The sequence below is a fragment of the uncultured Aquabacterium sp. genome (assembly GCF_947366995.1).
GTDB lineage: Bacteria > Pseudomonadota > Gammaproteobacteria > Burkholderiales > Burkholderiaceae_C > Aquabacterium.
The window spans coordinates 14,499-31,822 of sequence record NZ_CANBCC010000045.1; the positions used below are offsets into that span (position 1 = coordinate 14,499).

At 63.1% G+C, this 17,324-nt stretch carries 15 protein-coding genes, 2 pseudogenes and 1 other annotated feature; of the genes and pseudogenes, 12 read left to right on the plus strand and 5 right to left on the minus strand.

Annotation, left to right across the window (positions count from 1 at the left end; translation table 11 throughout):
• Nucleotides 1–136: 136 nt before the first annotated feature.
• The gene (locus Q0Z44_RS12250) at nt 137–451 is read right to left on the minus strand and encodes a hypothetical protein (protein WP_298013134.1); all 315 of its coding nucleotides are present in this window, start codon (nt 449–451) and stop codon (nt 137–139) included.
• A gap of 17 nt (nt 452–468) precedes the next feature.
• Between Q0Z44_RS12250 and Q0Z44_RS12255 the strand changes: the two are divergent.
• Nucleotides 469–999: pseudogene (locus Q0Z44_RS12255) on the plus strand (plasmid pRiA4b ORF-3 family protein).
• A 403-nt stretch (nt 1,000–1,402) separates the two neighbouring features.
• Here the strand turns inward: Q0Z44_RS12255 and istB are convergent.
• Nucleotides 1,403–2,155, minus strand: coding sequence for an IS21-like element helper ATPase IstB (istB, locus tag Q0Z44_RS12260; RefSeq protein ID WP_298013136.1), 753 nt, complete (start codon nt 2,153–2,155; stop codon nt 1,403–1,405).
• Entirely contained in the window at nt 2,152–3,702 is a 1,551-nt protein-coding gene (gene istA, locus Q0Z44_RS12265) for an IS21 family transposase (protein ID WP_366517616.1), read from the minus strand. The genes istB and istA overlap by 4 nt, the downstream gene beginning before the upstream one ends.
• A gap of 631 nt (nt 3,703–4,333) precedes the next feature.
• Here istA and Q0Z44_RS12270 point away from each other — a divergent pair.
• Together Q0Z44_RS12270 and Q0Z44_RS12275 are read left to right on the plus strand one after the other, a co-directional pair.
• Nucleotides 4,334–4,786, plus strand: coding sequence for a hypothetical protein (locus Q0Z44_RS12270; protein ID WP_298013140.1), 453 nt, complete (start codon nt 4,334–4,336; stop codon nt 4,784–4,786).
• An 80-nt stretch (nt 4,787–4,866) separates the two neighbouring features.
• Nucleotides 4,867–6,092, plus strand: a protein-coding gene (locus tag Q0Z44_RS12275; protein WP_152987635.1) for an IS3 family transposase whose coding sequence is annotated in 2 segments (ribosomal slippage) — nt 4,867–5,152 and nt 5,152–6,092 — 1,227 coding nt in all. Because the reading frame shifts where the segments join, the coding sequence is not laid out codon by codon here.
• Nucleotides 5,142–5,258 (plus strand) — a sequence feature (AL1L pseudoknot). Its footprint overlaps the gene before it by 117 nt.
• A gap of 749 nt (nt 6,093–6,841) precedes the next feature.
• Here Q0Z44_RS12275 and Q0Z44_RS12280 read toward each other — a convergent pair.
• Together Q0Z44_RS12280 and Q0Z44_RS12285 are read right to left on the minus strand one after the other, a co-directional pair.
• Nucleotides 6,842–7,537 (minus strand): annotated as a pseudogene (locus tag Q0Z44_RS12280) (IS5 family transposase); the annotation flags it as partial.
• Between the two features lie 636 nt (nt 7,538–8,173).
• Nucleotides 8,174–9,088 (minus strand): LysR substrate-binding domain-containing protein, encoded by a 915-nt coding sequence (locus tag Q0Z44_RS12285; RefSeq protein WP_200899120.1) that lies wholly within the window; start codon nt 9,086–9,088, stop codon nt 8,174–8,176.
• A gap of 131 nt (nt 9,089–9,219) precedes the next feature.
• On the opposite strand from Q0Z44_RS12285, the gene Q0Z44_RS12290 reads away from it, so the two are divergent.
• The 9 genes from Q0Z44_RS12290 (at nt 9,220) to Q0Z44_RS12330 (ending at nt 17,322) form a co-directional block, all read left to right on the plus strand.
• A complete protein-coding gene (locus Q0Z44_RS12290; RefSeq protein ID WP_066708475.1) occupies nt 9,220–10,266 on the plus strand; it encodes a YeiH family protein in 1,047 nt (348 codons plus the stop codon).
• 117 nt (nt 10,267–10,383) lie between these two features.
• The gene (locus Q0Z44_RS12295) at nt 10,384–10,824 is read left to right on the plus strand and encodes a nuclear transport factor 2 family protein (RefSeq protein ID WP_066708472.1); all 441 of its coding nucleotides are present in this window, start codon (nt 10,384–10,386) and stop codon (nt 10,822–10,824) included.
• A gap of 39 nt (nt 10,825–10,863) precedes the next feature.
• Complete coding sequence (locus Q0Z44_RS12300; RefSeq protein ID WP_174525469.1) at nt 10,864–11,391, plus strand: RNA polymerase sigma factor; 528 nt, start codon at nt 10,864–10,866, stop codon at nt 11,389–11,391.
• A complete protein-coding gene (locus tag Q0Z44_RS12305; protein WP_066708469.1) occupies nt 11,388–12,230 on the plus strand; it encodes an anti-sigma factor in 843 nt (280 codons plus the stop codon). Before Q0Z44_RS12300 ends, Q0Z44_RS12305 begins: the two co-directional genes overlap by 4 nt.
• 72 nt (nt 12,231–12,302) lie before the next feature.
• A complete protein-coding gene (locus Q0Z44_RS12310) occupies nt 12,303–12,722 on the plus strand; it encodes a DUF305 domain-containing protein (RefSeq protein ID WP_245636174.1) in 420 nt (139 codons plus the stop codon).
• A 32-nt stretch (nt 12,723–12,754) separates the two neighbouring features.
• Complete coding sequence (locus tag Q0Z44_RS12315; RefSeq protein ID WP_298013155.1) at nt 12,755–14,107, plus strand: beta-propeller fold lactonase family protein; 1,353 nt, start codon at nt 12,755–12,757, stop codon at nt 14,105–14,107.
• A 37-nt stretch (nt 14,108–14,144) separates the two neighbouring features.
• Complete coding sequence (locus Q0Z44_RS12320; RefSeq protein ID WP_045785196.1) at nt 14,145–15,392, plus strand: molybdopterin-dependent oxidoreductase; 1,248 nt, start codon at nt 14,145–14,147, stop codon at nt 15,390–15,392.
• A gap of 11 nt (nt 15,393–15,403) precedes the next feature.
• A complete protein-coding gene (locus Q0Z44_RS12325) occupies nt 15,404–16,072 on the plus strand; it encodes a c-type cytochrome (protein ID WP_221892517.1) in 669 nt (222 codons plus the stop codon).
• A 125-nt stretch (nt 16,073–16,197) separates the two neighbouring features.
• Nucleotides 16,198–17,322, plus strand: a complete 1,125-nt coding sequence (locus tag Q0Z44_RS12330; RefSeq protein ID WP_298013149.1) for an EAL domain-containing protein — start codon at nt 16,198–16,200, stop codon at nt 17,320–17,322.
• Nucleotides 17,323–17,324 lie beyond the last annotated feature (2 nt).

Genomic DNA, 17,324 nt, shown 5'->3' on the forward strand with positions numbered 1-17,324 from the left:
GACTGCCGCCTCAACATAGGCCGGCAATGTCGCTTTCGGATCTTGAGCAGCTTGGCCATGCCTGAATCTAGTACAAGGACAGCAGTCTCGCTACTTGACGTCAGGCATCACCGTCAGCCGCCCAGAGCTCGCGTGCTCAGAACCGGTGATACACGCCGAGTCCGACAGCAGACTGCTCCTGCCCTGCAAGCGCAGCCGACGTGGCAAACGCAGTCCCCATACGCGCGCCGCCGCGATTGTCCACCTTGGCCCAGAAGCCATACAGCATGGTGCGCTTCGACAGCTCGTACTGTGCGATCAGGTGGGCCAACGCCGGCCGCCCCTCGGTATCGCTGTAGTGATGGACACGGACCTCCCCGACCAACTGCCAGGCTCCAGAAAAGCGGTACCCCACACCGCCCTGCACCACCTTGCCGCGCGGTGTGATCTGGAGGTCGCCCCGTCGGGTCATCCACGAGAAACGTCAAGGTGCTGCAACTCAAGGTCGAGCTGCAGGGTGTACGCCCCAAGGTCTGGCGACGCGTGTTGGTGCCCGCCAGCATCTGATAGCCTAAGCTGCATGTGGTCTTGCTGCGTCTCATGGGCTGGGGCGGCGGGCATCTGCATGAGTTCGAATTCGCACAAGGCCGGTATGGCATGCCGGATCCAGACTGGCCCGAGGAGTCGATGGACGACGAATCGAAGGTGACGCTGACCAAGGCGCTCGGCTACAGCACCACGTTCACCTAGACATACGACTTCGGGGATGACTGGCCCACAAAATCAAGGTCGAGCGGGTCGATACCATGCCCGCCGAACTCAAGCTGCAGTTCCCCATGTGCCTGCCCACCTGAGGACGTGGGTGACACGCCTGGCTACGCAGAGTTCTTGGAAGCCATCGTCGACCCGGCGCACCCTGAGCATGGCGACATGACGGCATGGATCGGACGTCCCTTCGATCCCAATGCCTTCGATGTGCAGGAAGTCCAGGATCGCTTGTATGAGATTAGCTCTAGCTGACAGCCAACGCGCTGGCAAGGTGGATCTCGGTCGGGCACTTGCGCTTCAGCTCCTTTTGGCTGACTTGAAAGATGGCCATCTCTTGATCGCTCTCCCTGAAAAACTGGTGTCCCAAGCCACCGCAGCGGCCTGGGCCACGCGGGCTGCTGCACCTTCACCTAGACCCACAAAGAGTGCGTCAGGCTCACGTGCGTATTCCAACCCCTCGCGTCCACCTAGACCAGAATGCCGCAACCACCCAGTCCAATCGTTTGCGGCCGACGAAATTGTGGTCGCGGCCATCATCTGATCGAGTCACTGCTAGAAAAGCGGTCACGTTGTTAGCGTAGTGGCGTTTACGCTGGCATCGCGGTCGCGGTGCCGGACCAGCACACTGGTCAGCATTTCGACACCGCGACCAGTCTCAGTCAGCTTGCATTCGTTTCCGTCCTTGCAGCTTACGCATTGAGTCACCCTTCAATTGAATTCGGTGTGCTTGATGAACCACGCGGTCCAACACCGCATCCGCAATGGTGGGATCAGGGAAGAGGCTATGCCATTGGTCCGCGGGGTACTGGCTGGTGATTAACAGAGAACCATGTCGCATGCGTCTGTCCACTACATCCAGCAGTACATGTGCAGCCTGCACCGTCATATTGCCAATTCCGAAGTCATCAAGCACTAGCAGTTGGGGTTTGCTCAATTGCAGCTTTAGCTTCGGCAACGATCCATCTAGTGTTGCCACGGCAATGTCGTTGTACAAGTCCGATGCGCGATAGAACGTCGCGGCCATCTTGAGCCGACAGGCCTGGGTTGCGAAGGCGCATGCCAGCCAAGTCTTGCCCACGCCAGTGGCCCCCAGAATTATGAGGTTCTGCTTGCGGTGAATCCATTCACAAGACGACAACGTAGTAACGAACGCCTTGTCCAAGTTACGGCTGGCCCGATAGTCCAAGTCCTCTAGGCATGCGCCTTCGGGCAATGTGGCCCCTCTGATCAGCCTCTTCAGCTTTCGGTTCTCTCGCTCAGCCCACTCATGCTCCACCAACATGCCCAAGCGATCTTCGAAGGCCAGTTGCTGCTGCCCCGGCATGTTCATCTGCTGATTGAGTGCCTCTGCCATACCAGACAGCTTGAGGTCGCGCAGTCTTGCAAGGGTTTGGTGGACGCTACTCATTGATCACCTCCGAAGTACGAGCCGCCGCGGACATTCTCGTGGTTACCTTTGGGAGGAACACTGCTGGACTGCCGAGTTTGCTGACGGTCAGCTTGCTGCTTGATAATCGACTCGACACTGCGCAGTGACACGATGTTTAGGGGGAAGGCATAGCCGCACACCTCTTCAAACCGCTCATTGCCATACAGCCGAGCCAACTCTCGCATTCGGCGAGCTGCTTTCAGGCCGTTGGTCAAGTCGGGGCGATTTTCCAGATGATGATCAATCATCAGTTGGGTATACGGGCCAACCGACTTGGCCCAACTTGAGAGTGCCAATGGCTCACCTTCGAGAACTCGTTGGTGCGCAACAGGACGATGTTCTGGCGCCGTAACAATCTCGCCAGGTGTGGTCGTCAAATCATGCAGGGCCACACGCTGGCCTGCATGGAAGATCTCGATGATCTGGCGGGTATAGCGCAGATCGACTCGCATACCCCGCAACCGGTAAGGCACCGAGTAATACGCCGCATCGTGTTCGACATGGTAATCGTGCCCTGCGCGAACACCGTATTTCCAGTCACAAAGTTCGAATGCGGAATTGGGTAGCGGCTTCAAATGCGCACGTTCATCGCTTTCAAAGCGAGCAAGACGGTTGCCCGCGAGTTTCTTGAACGGGTGAGTATTCATCACTTGAGTCAAGCGACGCAGTTCTTGATTCAACTCCCCCAGATCGAAGAAGACGCGATCACGCAACCGGAATAGGATCCAACGCTGAGCGATCTGCACCCCTACTTCAGCCTTTGCCTTGTCTTTAGGCTTGCGGGATCGCGTCGGGACAGCCACCGTGCCATAGTGCTGCATGCATTCACTGTAGGCAGGATTGAGAACGGTACGATCTCGTTCACGGCGCCACACGGCTGCTTTGAGGTTATCACTCACCACCCAGTTGGGCACACCCCCTATGGCGGCAAAGCAATTCGCATGGCATTGAACCCAATCAGCCGTCGTCTGGCTGGCGACCGCCTCAACATAGGTTAAGTTGGAATAGCCTAGTACGGCAACGAAGATCTGAGCAAATGTGGACGCTCCACCCTGAGGGTCCCTGATTTCCACCGTGCGGCCAGCAAAGTCCACAAACAGTTTGTCTCCAGGGACATGAACCCGACGCATAACAATGTGTCGAGACTTGATCCACGTGCGGTAGCCATGGGTAAACGAACTGTAGCCAATGCCTTCGGGGTGAGATTCACGCCACTCTCGCCATATGACTTCCAACGTGGCATCCGCCCGTTGCATCTGCTCTTGAACCCAAGTCCAGTCAGGCGCGAGCTTGCGTTGAGCGATGGACCGGTTGTCGTTGCGCAGAGTTTGGCGCCATTCGTCGTCGGTCAGGGGTTGCAGATCTAACCAGGACCGCTCGCTGGCAACAAGCAGCACTCTCATGTTTCGCACTGTGCTGTGTGACAGCCCAAGGCTGGCAGCGATACCTCGGTGGGACTGGCGTTGATCGTAAAAGTGCAGTCGTGCAATTTCTCTTTGAAGATGTACTGGAAGCCTCATTGGCATGCTCCTGGATGAGTTCGGTGCCCGGTCAAGTACCGAGAGGGTGAGTTCATCCAGTACGCCCCGCCACTTGACGAACGGGCACGTCGCGCCGATACTTCAGCCAGCAAGTGCAACCTTGTTCTGGCCATAGGCTGGACGCAGCAACCCGAGGTGACCGCCTCGGGTTTTTGCGTTTCTGGACGAAGGATTTCAGTTCGTTAGCTTGAGAGGGCACTCCTCCGTATCTGGGACCAGTCGATTGACCTGGCGTGCGTGAGCCAGCCACGACGCAACATCTAATGTCAAAGCAAAGACACCACGTCGATTGGGCAGTGTGAAAAGCGTGACATCCACCTGGTTTCGTCGGCGAGCCTGCCTGAACGCTGCGAGAGTTCCATAGCCCAACGCGTGCGCGAGATGCTCTCCACCCAAGATTGGCCCATGAAGAGCCAAAAGTTCTTCATGCAGCCTTTGTGCAATTGCTTGCGGAGGCGGTGCTGGAACAGGTGGATTCGTTGCCTGTGGGGGTGTTGGCGTGGTAGGTGTGGTGCTCATGACCATCAGTGTGTTCATTGGTCACGCAGTGTTCGCCAAAATACCGACCGGATCCACCCGAACAGAAAAGGGCAATTTTTGTACTCTATCCAAGTAGATGCCCAAGATCATTACCCCACCCAAACCTGGCCGGCCGCCTCGCAATCTGATTGATGTGCTGCGCACCCAGCTCTGGATTCATGTGCTCAAGCTACGGTCGGGCTTGCCAAGCTCTTACGCCATCGAGAAAGCGCTCGAGCCGCACCTCATCCAGTTCTCAGAGGACAGAATCAATCGACCGCGTAAATGGGACAGCTATGAGCGTGGCGCCCGAGTTCCAAGGCGCAAAGCCGATGCAGGTGACGCCGTGGAGTTGGCCGAGCAGCGCTTTCCGGGTACCGCGCAGTGGTTCGACAATCCAATTTGGGACATTCTCAAAGGAGCCAGTCCAGATCAATGGGCATTACTGAAGCTCCTGCAGAAGCTATCCCCGGAGGTCAACGAAGTCCTGGTCGTGCGAGACGAAGCCAAGCTATCAGGCCGGCCTCAGCTTGAACCGCCCCGGCTTTGAAGGAGGCTCCCTCGTTTGAGATGATGGTGAACCGCCCCGGCTTTGAAGGAGGCTCCCTCGTTTGAGATGATGGAGCCAAGATGAGAAGTTCGAAGTATTCCCCCGAGGTTCGCGAGCGCGCGGTGCGCATGGTGCTGGAGCACCGAGATGAGCACCCGTCACAGTGGGCGGCCATCGAGTCCATCGCCGGCAAGATCGGTTGCACGGCGCAGACGCTGGACAATTGGATCAAGCAGCACGAGCGCGACCACGGCCTGCGCGATGGGCCGACGACGGCGGAAGCGCAGCGCATCAAAGATCTCGAGCGCGAGGTGCGCGAACTGCGCAAGGCCAACGAGATTCTGAAGCTGGCCAGCGCGTTTTTCGCCCAGGCGGAGCTCGACCGCCGCATCAAGTCCTGAAGGCGTTCGTCGACCGGCATCGCCAAGAATTCGGGGTCGAGTCGATCTGCCGCGTGCTGCAGATCGCCCCGTCGGCGTACTGGCGGCACGCGGCCTGTCAACGCGACCCGGCGCTGCTGTGCCGACGCAGCTTGCGCGATGCTGAACTGGCGCCGCAGATTCGTCGCGTGTGGCAGGCGAACTTCGGGGTCTACGGTGCCGACAAGGTCTGGCACCAACTGCGTCGAGAAGGCATCGCCATCGCACGCTGCACCGTGGAGCGCTTGATGCGCCAGCACGGCCTGCAGGGAGTTCGCCGAGGCAAGCGACAGCGCACGACGGTGCCTGACCCGAAGGCGCCATGCCCGTTGGATCGTGTGAATCGGCAGTTCAAGGCCGACCATCCGAACCAGCTGTGGGTCACCGACTTCACCTACGTCTCGACGTGGCAAGGCTGGGTCTACGTGGCCTTCGTGATCGACGTGTTCAGCCGTCGGATCGTCGGTTGGCGCCAGAGCAGCTCGATGCACACGGAGTTCGTCCTCGACGCTCTGGAACAAGCGCTGTACGCCCGGCGGCCGACCGAGAAGGACGGGCTCATCTGTCATTCCGACAGGGGGTCGCAGTACCTGTCGATTCGCTACAGCGAGCGCTTGGCCGAGGCTGGCATCGAACCCTCCGTCGGCAGCCGTGGTGACAGTTACGACAACGCGCTGGCCGAGACGATCAACGGGCTCTACAAGGCCGAGGTGATTCACCGCCGCGGGCCGTGGAAGACGAAGCAGGCGGTCGAGCTGGCGACGCTGGAATGGGTCGCCTGGTTCAACCACCATCGGCTGATGGCACCCCTGGGCTACAGGCCACCTGCCGAGTTCGAAGACCGATACCATTCCCAACGCGCTAGTCAGGCCGCGATCAACGTCTGACTCAAAGCAACTGGCCTCCGCAGAAGCCGGGGCGGTTCAGCTTGCAGACCTTACCGACGATCACTTCAAGCGTCTTGTAAGGATTGGCAGCTTTGACGCATTGACCGCGACGGTGTTATTGGCCAAGTTGGCGGAGGAGGTCGCCTCCCCTGAGTTGAGGGACATGACCTTGCGCTGCTACGCAAGCCTTCAGCCCATGGTTGCAGACACACCAGAAGTCGGTGTGCACTACCCCGACCTGTTCACCTACATCGACCAGATCTGCCAACACTGGGTGGTGCTTTCTCCAGGCAGGCGAATAAACATGCATTTCTTCTGGCACGCACACCCATGGGCGGCGGACCGAAGGCAGTACATCGCCGAACGACTCAGACCCCTGTATCGAGCCCACGGGTGGGGGTCTGGATGGGAGGAGGAGCCTCAGAAGCTGTGATATCCCATTTAATTCGGATGCTGATCAACCGCAAATTTTGCTGTTTCGCAAACGGATAATGGACCAACTCTGCCATCCGTTTCGCTTCAAATCCGCCCACCTTTTTTGATTGCAATCAAGTTGTCCGGCACTCTTCACCCCCGGCGGCCACCCAAACTGCCCCACTTATGGCCACCCAAACTGCTCCACCTGGCCGGGGTGAGTTGACCCATTGATTTTGGTGAGTCAGGCGCCTCAGCTCTGACGTGCAGGACGTAACTTCCACCCCCTTGATCACAAGGGGGGATTCACGAGGTGAACGTCCGGCGTCCACGTCCTGCAGCTCCTCGCGCTTCTCGGCACCCGTGTAGCCGCTGTCGCCGCACACCGTGTCTTCCCGGCCGTGCAGCAGCTTGTACACCTGCGTCACGTCGGCCACGTTCGCCGCCGTGCATTCCACGTGGTGCACCAGACCGGACGCGTCATCCACGCCGATGTGCGCCTTCATCCCGAAGAACCACTGGTTGCCCTTCTTGGTCTGGTGCATCGCCGGATCGCGCTCGCCCGCCTTGTTCTTGGTCGAGCTCGGCGCACTGATGATCGTGGCATCCACGATCGTGCCACTGCGCAGGCTCAGGCCCTTGCGCTGAAGATGGGCGTTGACCTGCTCGAAGAGCTTCTCGGCCAGCCCGTGCGTCTCCAACAGCCGGCGGAAGTTGAGGATCGTCGTCTCGTCCGGGATGTCGGCAAGCCCGCCCAACTGCGCGAAGCGGCGCATCACCGGCGTGTCGTACAAGGCTTCTTCCATCGCCGGGTCGCTGAGCGCATACCACTGCTGCAGGAAGTGGATGCGCAGCATCGTCGCCAACGGATAGGGCTGGCGACCGGGACGGCCCATCTTCGGGTAGTGCGGCTCGATCAGACCCAGCAGCGCCTGCCACGGCACCACCTGCTCCATCTCCGCCAAAAACACCTCGCGCCGCGTGCGCTTGCGGCTCCCCAGACCCTCGGCATCACCGAACGACAGCTGCATCGCACTCACCCCGATCACGGTGAGGCATTGTCGCGCAATGGGGCGGAGTTGTTCAGACCTTCCTTAAATAGGCCGCCAACTCGTCGAGCGCGAAGACGTCTCGCTGGGCGGTTTTCACAGCCCACCGCACACTACCGTTAGTTCGCTGCTCAATCGTTGCAGGTGCTTGGAAACAATTGCGATGTGGTGCCCTGGTGTGTAGATTTCAAGGGGACGCCACAAGTACTCTTGATTAGCAATGTCCCTCAGCCCACCTGATCATCTGCAACGGGCAAGCGCACGTACGCGCCGCTGCGATGATCAGGCGCGGGAGGGTGGTTTTAAGATCGAATCGGCGATTGAAGCAATAAGCCACTTCGGCAGTCGTCGCTGCGGATCGCGTTCCGCGAATCGCTGCCGTCAGAGCCACTCGCCGAACTTTTCCACCTTGTCGTCGCCGGCCTGCGGTCGGTCAGGCAAGACCAAGTGCTCGTATCCCTGCCTGACGGCCTGGTCTCGGATCGCGTGCACCCGGGAAACGGCATCTACGAACTCCTGCTCGGTCAGCTTGTGAATGCGATCTGGTGCCAGTAACTCGCGCAGCTCAGACGACTACTCCTGAAGGCAACGACAGCAGAGCGGCCCGCTCGCGCCCGGTCAGTGCGCGAGCGGGCGCGCCAGCGCCTCACGCCAGGCCAGCACCAGCGGCGACGGCGGACGGCCCTTCAGTTCCACGCGCCACAGGAGCCGGACCAGCTTGGGTGCGCCTGATAGCTTGAGGGCAGCCACTTCACGCAGCGCCAGCAGCTCGCGCACCACGCGCATCGGCAGCAGTGCCACCCCCAGGCCGGCCGCGACGGCGCGGGCGATGCCTTCGTTGCTGCCGATCTCTATGCATCGCTGTGGCCGGATCGCGAGTTCGTGCAGCAGCCGGTCGGCCACGTCGCGGGTGCCGGAGCCCGGCTCGCGCAGCAGCCAGATCTCGCTGCTCAGTGTGGCGGCGGTGAGGCGTCGGCTGCGCGCCAGCGGCGAGTGCACGCCAGCGACGACGCACAGCGGCTCCTCGCGCCACGTGTGCGCTGCAAGACGCGGGTCGTGCACATCGCCCTCGACCAGACCGATGTCGATGCGGCAGTCGAGCAGGGCCTCGCAGACCATCTGCGTGTTGCCCTGAACCACTTGCACATCGACGGCTGGATGGCGATGCACAAAGTCCGCCAGCAGTTGGGGCAGCCAGTAGGCACCCACGGTGGTGCTGGCCCCCACCCGCAGGCGACCGCGCTGCAGCCCCACGCGCGCCTGCACGTCTTCGATCGCGGCCCGCTCCAGCGCAAAGATGCCCCGTGCATGCTCGAACACCGCCGCACCGTCCGGCGTCAGTTGCACGCCCCGGGCGCTCTTGGGGCCGCCCGCGCCACGTTCGAGCAAGGGTAGGCCGATCTGGCATTCCAGCTCGCGCACGGCTTTGGAGACAGCGGGCTGGCTGATGAACAGGGCCTCGGCCGCGCGCGAGAAGCTTCGCAGCTCAGCCACAGTGAAGAACACGCGCAGCAGGTGAAGATTCAGTCGCATAACTTAAAGTTACGTTTTCTTGAAAAGAATGTATTGGACTCATGGTACCAGATGCAGGAAGCTGACGTGCATCGCGGCGCTCATAGCGGTCTCTAAGCGCCAGCCAACGTTTTCCGTGAAGGAGTCCGACCATGTCCACCTCGTTGTCCGCCACGACCTCTGCGCCTCCGACCTGGAGGACGCGTGCCTGGTGGCAAGGCCTGGCGCTGGCGGGGCTACTTGCCGCCGCCGCCATGGTGGCGGCGCAGACGCCTTGGGCGGGGCGCTGGGGCCTGTCGGCGCTGACGCTGGCCATCGTGCTGGGCATCGTGGCCGGCAACACGTTCTTTCCGGCCATCGCCGCGCACACGGCTGCCGGGGTCGATTTCTCCAAGAACCGGCTGCTGCGCGCGGGCATCGTGCTGTACGGTTTTCGCATCACCTTCCAGCAGATCGGCGCCATCGGCTGGGCCGGCGTGGTGATCGATGCGCTGATGGTGGCGCTGACCTTTGTTCTCGCGCTGCAGCTGGGCACGCGCGTGTTCAAGCTGGACCGGCAGACCTCGATGCTGATCGGCGCGGGCAGCGCGATCTGCGGCGCCGCCGCCGTGATGGCCGCCGAGCCGGTGGTGCGCGCGCAGGCGCACAAGGTGTCGGTGGCCGTGGCCACGGTGGTCGTGTTCGGCACGCTGGCGATGTTCGCCTACCCGCTGCTGTACCCGTACCTGCACCTGTCCGAGCAGGCCTATGGCGTGTACGCGGGCTCGACGATCCACGAGGTGGCGCAGGTGGTGGCCGCCGGGCGCAGCGTCAGCGAGCCGGCCGCCGCCACGGCCGTCATCGTCAAGATGCTGCGCGTGATGATGCTTGCGCCGTTCCTGCTGGCGCTGTCAAGGGCCGACCGGGCCGACGGACAGGGTGGCGCGGCCCGCATCACCATTCCCTGGTTCGCGCTGGTGTTCATCGCCGCCGCCGGCGTGAATTCGCTGGGGTGGCTGCCGCCGCAATGGGTCGCGGCCCTGGTGCAGCTCGACACCGTGCTGCTGGCCATGGCGATGGCCGCGCTCGGGCTGCGTACCCACGTGGGAGCCATCCGCCAAGCGGGCCTTAAGCCCTTGCTGCTGGCGGCCACGCTGTTCGGTTTTCTGATGGTCGGCGGCTATGGTGTGAACCGGGCCGTCAGCCACTGGCTGGGGTGAAGCATGCCGCGATGAGGCGATGAGTTTTGCGCCCAGGCGGGAATAAACCGGCCGACGCTCCCGTATACCTCAATGTCAACCTCATTTCTTCCACCCACGTACTAAGGACTACCGATCATGAAACGACTCACCGCCACCGCCACCGCCACCGCTTTCGCTCTCGCGACCCTGTTCAGCGGCACGGCGTTCGCCGGACCCGCCGACGACGCCCGCACGCACTTCCAGGCCATCGGCTCGGGCGATCTGGCCGTGCTGATGCGGGGCTACGCCGACAACGCCCAACTCACCTGGGTCGGTGGTCCGCTGGATGGCAGCTACGCGGGCGCTGACGCGATCCGCGGGGTCTGGGAGAAGTTCACCAAGTCGCAAGGGACTCTGAAGGTGTCGATCGACAAGGTGGAGGAATCGGCCAACCCCAAGGGCGCCACCGTGACGGCCAACGTGCAGTTCGAGGGCAAGCAGCCGATCAAGGTGCGCTACGTTCTGACCTATCGCGACGCCAAGATCGTCAACGAAACCTGGCAGATCGATCCGAAACTGTCAGTGGCCAGTTACTGAGCAGCCACGGGCGACGGCAGCGAACGGCGTCGGTGCGCGATGAAGGCCCAGGACGTGGCGTTGACCGAGGCGGGCGCGCTGATGGTGGCGGCCCTGCCGCGCCTGCGGCGCTACGCTCGCGCGCTGGTCGGCGACCACGCCGCTGCCGACGATCTGGTGCAGGACGCTCTGGAGCGGGCCTGGGCCCGCATCGACAACTGGCGGCCGGACGGCGACATGCGCGCTTGGCTGTTCAGCATTCTGCACAACCTGCATGTGGACCAGCGCCGCCGGCCCGCCGTGGTAGCCGTGCCGCTGGACGAAGAAGCGCTGGCGTCGCCGGTCAGGGCTTCACAGACCGACGGCCTCGAAATGAGAGATCTCGAAATTGCACTGCGGCAGCTCCCGCCCGAGCAGCGCGAGGTGCTGCTGCTGGTGGCGCTGGAGGACATGAGCTACGACGAGATCGCGCGCACGCTCGGTGTGCCGCTGGGCACCGTGATGTCGCGGCTGTCGCGTGGCCGCGCGCGCCTGCGCGGCGTGATGGAGGGACGCATCCAACCCACGGCATTGAAGGTGGTGAAATGAACCCGTTGCCCATCACTGAAGCGGATCTGCATGCCTTTGTCGACGGCCTGTTGCCCGAATCCCGGCGCGCCGAGATCGAAACCTACCTGGCCGAGCGCCCGCAGGAGGCGCAGCGCTTGCAGGCCTACCGGCAAGACAAACAGGCGATCAAGGCGCTGTACGGCGCGGTGCTGGACGAAGCCGTCCCCGACACCTTGCTGCACGCGGCCCGGGCGCCGCGTACGCGCGCCGCTGCACGCCACGCGGGTGCACGCCTGCCGCGCTGGTCGCTCGAACGCGTGGCGGCAGGCTTTGCGTTGGTGTTCTTCGGCGCAGGCGCCGGCTGGGTGGGGCGCGGCGCATGGCAAACCGCGGAGATGCTCGCGCAGTCGTCCCGTGGGCCGGCGGTCATCGTCAACGCGGCGGCCGGCAGCCTGCCGCGGCAAGCGGCCATCGCGCACGTGGTCTACAGCCCCGACGTGCGGCGACCGGTGGAGATCGGCGCCGACCAGGAAGACCAGTTGGTCGCCTGGCTGTCCAAGCGCTTGGGCGCGAAGATCCGCCCCCCGAAGCTGGGTGCACTGGGCTACGAACTGATCGGCGGGCGCCTGTTGCCCGGATCGAGCGGCCCGGTGGCGCAGTTCATGTACCACGACACCACGGGGCAGCGCCTGACGCTGTACGTCACGAACGAGCAAGCATCCAATCAGGATACCGGCTTCCGCTTCGCGCAGGAGGGGCCGGTCAATGTGTTCTATTGGATCGACGGCAAGTTCGGTTACGCCTTATCGGCCGGCATCGACAAAGGCGAGCTGGCGCGCATCGCCACGGCCGTCTACGCCCAACTTCAACCGAGCTGATCCATGCAGCCTCTCGCTTTCAAGATGACATCACCGAGACCCGCCCGCCAGTGGGCGATGGCGGCGCTGGCCATGCTGGCGAGCCTGCCGGCCCTGGCGCAGCATGCTCATTCCCCAGCGGCCGAAGCGCAGACACCGCCCCCGCCGAGCTTCGTGGCCAGCACCGCCAAGTCCTTCGCCCAGTTGATGGACGACGCGATGGCGGTCATGGACCACGGCATGCGTACCGCCCCGATGAACGGCAACCCCGACCACGACTTCGTCGTGATGATGATCCCGCACCATCAAGGCGCCATCGACATGGCCAAGGCTGTGCTGCTGTCCACCAAGGACCCGGAACTGCGCAACCTTGCACTGTCCATCATTGTCGAGCAGCGCAACGAGATTCGACTGATGCAGGCCTGGCTTGCACGGCATGCCGACGATGCCGCCGCCAAGGCCGCAGCGGCGCACCCATCCCACTCAACCGAAACGACACAAGGAACCCGATGATGAAACGACTCTTCCTCGCCCTGCAACTGGTGATGTGCAGCGGCATCGCGCTGGCCGCGCCGGCCCCCGCCGATCGCGTCTACACCGCCGACCAGAACACCAACACGGTGTCGGTGATCGATCCTTCGTCCAACACGCTGCTGGGCCAGATCCGGCTGGGCAACGTGCGGCCGGAGGTGCTGTCGCCGTTGTACAAGGGTGAGCTCAACGTGCACGGCCTGGGCTTCTCGCCTGACCACAAGACCCTGGTCGCGATTTCCAACGGCTCCAATTCGGTCGCCTTCATCGACACCGCCACCAACCAGGTCAAAGGCATCGCCTACATCGGCCGCTCGCCGCACGAGGCGTTCTTCACGCCGGACGGCAAGCACGTGTGGGCGGTCGTGCGCGGCGAGAACTACGTGTCCGTGATCGATGCCGCGACCTTCAAGGAAGTCGGCCGCATCGAAACCGCGCCCGGGCCGGGCATGGTGCTGTTCCATCCGCAGAAGAACATCGCCTTCGTGGTGCACAGCTTCACGCCGGAGGTGGACGTGATCGACGTGCCCACGCGCAAGGTGATCAAGCGCATCCCGGTGGTCAGCCCGTTCTCGCCCTTCCTGCAGTTAACCCCGGACTTCAAGGAAGTGTGGATGACGCACAAGGACGTGGGCAAGGTGACCCGCATCGACACCGATACGCTTCAGGTCAAGGGCGTGATCGAGACCGGATTCATCACCAACCACCTCGGGTTCGCCAAGACCGCACGCGGCACGCTGGCCTACGTGACCATCGGCGGCGAGAACGTGGTGAAGGTCTACACCACCGACGCCACGCCCAAGCTGCTGGCCACCATCCCGGTGGGCGCGCTACCGCACGGCATCTGGCCATCCGACGATGGCACGCGCATGTACGTGGGGCTGGAAAACGGTGACGCGGTGGACGTGATCGACACCGCCACCGACCGGGTGATCGCTCGCGCACCCGTGGGGCAGGCCCCGCAGGCGCTGGTCTATGTGTCGAACGCCGTGCCCAGCGGCACGGGCACAGCCCACCTCGTGCCCCGCGTCAACGACGAGCCAGTCAACATTACGCTCAAAGCCACGCAGGGAGAGGCCCGCGGCTTCGTCGTGGCGCGCAACCTGGGGCTGGTGGACGCTCTGGAAGTCTTCCTCTTCAAGCTCAAGCCGCAAACGGTGTACAACGTGTATGTGAGCAGCCAGCGTTCGCCGATCGCGAGTTTCAAGACCAACCCCGCCGGGGCGGCCAACGGCACGGTGATCGGCCCGCTGCGAGACGCGGTGACCACCATGTCGTCGAAAACGCCTTCCGTCGCGCAGATTCTCGTGGTCGAAGGTGATGCGGCGGCGCAGGCGTCGAATGCAGTTCTGGTGAGCGCCCGATAGGGCGCGGTTTCCCATCTACTCGAAGAAGGAGACAAACATGGAGCGTGACGACACCCCCCCCTGGCCTGCGCGCCGCCGTGTGCTGAAGACCTTGGGCGCCATCGGCGCCGGTGCCGGCCTGATGGGTCCGACCGCCGAGGCGCTTGCGGCGACTGCGGGTCGCGTCGTGTTGCCGTTCGACAATGGCGAGCGCGAGTTGGTGGCCTTTCCGCAGAAGCGCCCGCTGATCCTGCTGACCAGCCGGCCGCCGCAGCTGGAGACGCCGTTTTCGGTCTTCAACGAAGGCGTCATCACGCCCAACGACGCGTTCTTCGTGCGCTACCACTGGAGCGGCATTCCCACCTCGATCGATCCGCAAAGCTATCGGCTGCGCGTGGGCGGCAAGGTCAACACGCCGCTGGAGCTGTCGCTGGACGACCTGAAGCGTCTGGCCGACCCGGTGGAGCTGGTGGCGGTCAACCAGTGCTCCGGCAACAGCCGCGGGCATTTCACGCCGCGCGCCAACGGCGGCCAGCTGTCCAATGGCGCGATGGGCAACGCACGCTGGACAGGGGTGCCGCTGAAGAAAGTGTTGGAGAAGGCCGGCGTGCAGGCCGGTGCCGTGCAGGTGAGCTTCAATGGCCTGGACCATCCGCCGCTGCAAGGCGAGAGCCCGGACTTCGTCAAGGCGCTCGCGGTCGACCACGCGCTCGACGGCGAGGTGATGCTGGCCTGGGCGATGAATGGCGAGGACCTGCCGATGCTCAACGGCTATCCGGTCCGGCTGATCGTTCCCGGCCATTACGGCACCTACTGGGTCAAGCACCTGTCCGACATTCAAGTGCTGGACAAGGCGTTCGACGGGTTCTGGATGAGTACGGCCTACCGCATTCCCGACAACGCCTGCGCCTGCGTGGAGCCGGGCAAGGCGCCAGCCAAGACCGTGCCTATCAACCGGTTCAACGTGCGCTCGTTCATCACCAGCCTGCGCGACGGCGACAAGGTGCGCGTTGGGCGCGAGACGGTGGTGCGCGGCATTGCCTTCGACGGCGGCTTCGGCATCACCGAAGTCGCCTTCTCCGCCGATGGTGGACACACCTGGACGGAAGCCCGGCTCGGCAAGGATTTGGGCAAGTATTCCTTCCGCGAGTGGAGTGTGGCCTTCAAGCCGAGCAAGCGAGGCGCTCATGAACTGAAGGTGCGCGCGGTCAACCGCATCGGTCAAAGCCAGCCGCTGTCCGCGTTGTGGAACCCGGCCGGCTACATGCGCAACGTCGTCGAGACCACGCGCGTCGTCGCGGCATGAGGAGAACAGGCATGAGCACAAAACAACGTTACTGCCTGCGCGTTCTCGTGGGGATCATATCGGCGACGGCCGCGCTGCCTGCCGCTTTCGCGCTGGACATCACGCTGCCCGCTGAGACGGCCGCATACAAGCCCAGCGAGCTGCCGGGCTACCGGCTGGTGCAGCAGAACTGCATGACCTGTCATTCGGCGCAATATGTGCAGTACCAGCCGTCCACCTCCCCGCGCAGCTACTGGGAAGCCACGGTGAAGAAGATGAAACACCCGTTCGGTGCGCCCTTCTCCGACGAGGACATTCCGGCAATGGTCGACTACCTCGTCAAGACCTACGGCGCCGAGCAGACCACCGCTGCCACACCGGCACCCGCCATGGTGGCCGCCGCGCCGCCCCCGAAGACCGCTGCACCGGCAACCCCCACTACCGCTGCGTCGCTGCAGCCCGAAGCGCTGCTGAAGGCCAACAATTGCACCGCTTGTCACGCCGTCGAGCAGAAGGTCGTGGGCCCTGCGTTCAAGGAGGTCGCGGCGAAATACGCCGGCAAGGCCGATGCGCTGCAGCAGGTGGCCGCCAACATCCGCGCGGGCGGCGCCGGCAAGTGGGGCACGGTGCCGATGCCGCCGTACCCGGGACTGACGCCGGCCGAGCTGGATACGCTGGCGAAGTGGGTGCTGAGCCGCTGACGCCGGTCCGCGTTCCTCATCCCGCCGCCAGGCGTTCGCGCACGCGAGCCAGCCGCGCCGCGGCGTCATCGGCCACCTCGCGCACCTGTGGGTTGCCGCTCAACGCGACCATGGTTTGCGGATCGATGAACGCGACGGTGCTCAGCCCCGGCGTGTCCTCCCGCACCACCACGTTGCAGGGCCTGCCCAACCGGGCGTTGTTCCTGGATCGGCTCAAGCAAGCGCTGGCGAGCGCCCAGCGCCACGGACAGCGGGTGGCGCTTCTGTTTTTGGATCTCGACCGCTTCAAGGAGATCAACGACACCCAGGGGCACGCCATCGGCGACCGGGCGCTCATCGAGATCGCCCGGCGGTTTCAGGCCGCATTGCGAGAGGAGGAAACCCTGGCGCGCCTGGCAGGCGACGAGTTCGTCGTGATTGCAATGGGGGCCAACCAGTCGGCCGCGGCCCTCATCGCCGAACGTATCCAAAAAGCGCTCGCCGAACCTCTCGCAATCAATGGACGGTTTTTTGCGCTCAAGGCAAGTATCGGCATTGCTTTCTATCCAGAAGATGGACGCTCGGCCGAGGAGCTGCTCAAACACGCCGACATCGCCATGTACCGGGCCAAGGCCAGCGGCGGGGGCTATCGCTTCTACCGTTCGGAGATGGGTACGGATTTGGCGAGGAAGCTGGAAATCGTCCATCGCCTGGAAACCGCGCTTGCCGCCGGACGGTTGCAACTCCACTATCATCCCCAGGTGCATTTGCCCAGCGGCAAAATCGTAGGCGCCGAGGCACTGTCGAGATGGCATGATGCGGATTGGGGCATGGTTTCCCCAGCCGAATTCATCCCGATCGCGGAAGAACGGGGATTGATCGGTACATTGGGCGAATGGGCGCTCGCCGGGGCATGCCGCCAGGTGCGGCATTGGCAGGAACGAGGGTGTCCGCTGCCCGGAAGGGTCGCGGTGAATGTGGCCGCGAAACAATTTGAGGACGACGATTTCGTTGACCGGTGTCTTAGGATCGCTCGCGAATCCGGTGCAGCGTCTTCTGCAATCGAGCTCGAGCTGACCGAGTCGGGCATGATGCGCGACCCGGAACGTGCCGTGGAGGTCACGCGCGCCCTGACCTCGGCCGGGTTTGCGCTGTCCATCGATGATTTCGGCACCGGGTATTCCTCACTGGCTTACCTCAAGCGATTTCCCGTTCATAGATTTGGTCAGCATAGCGGTCAACCGGGAAGCGAAACACACCCCGCAAGTTGATG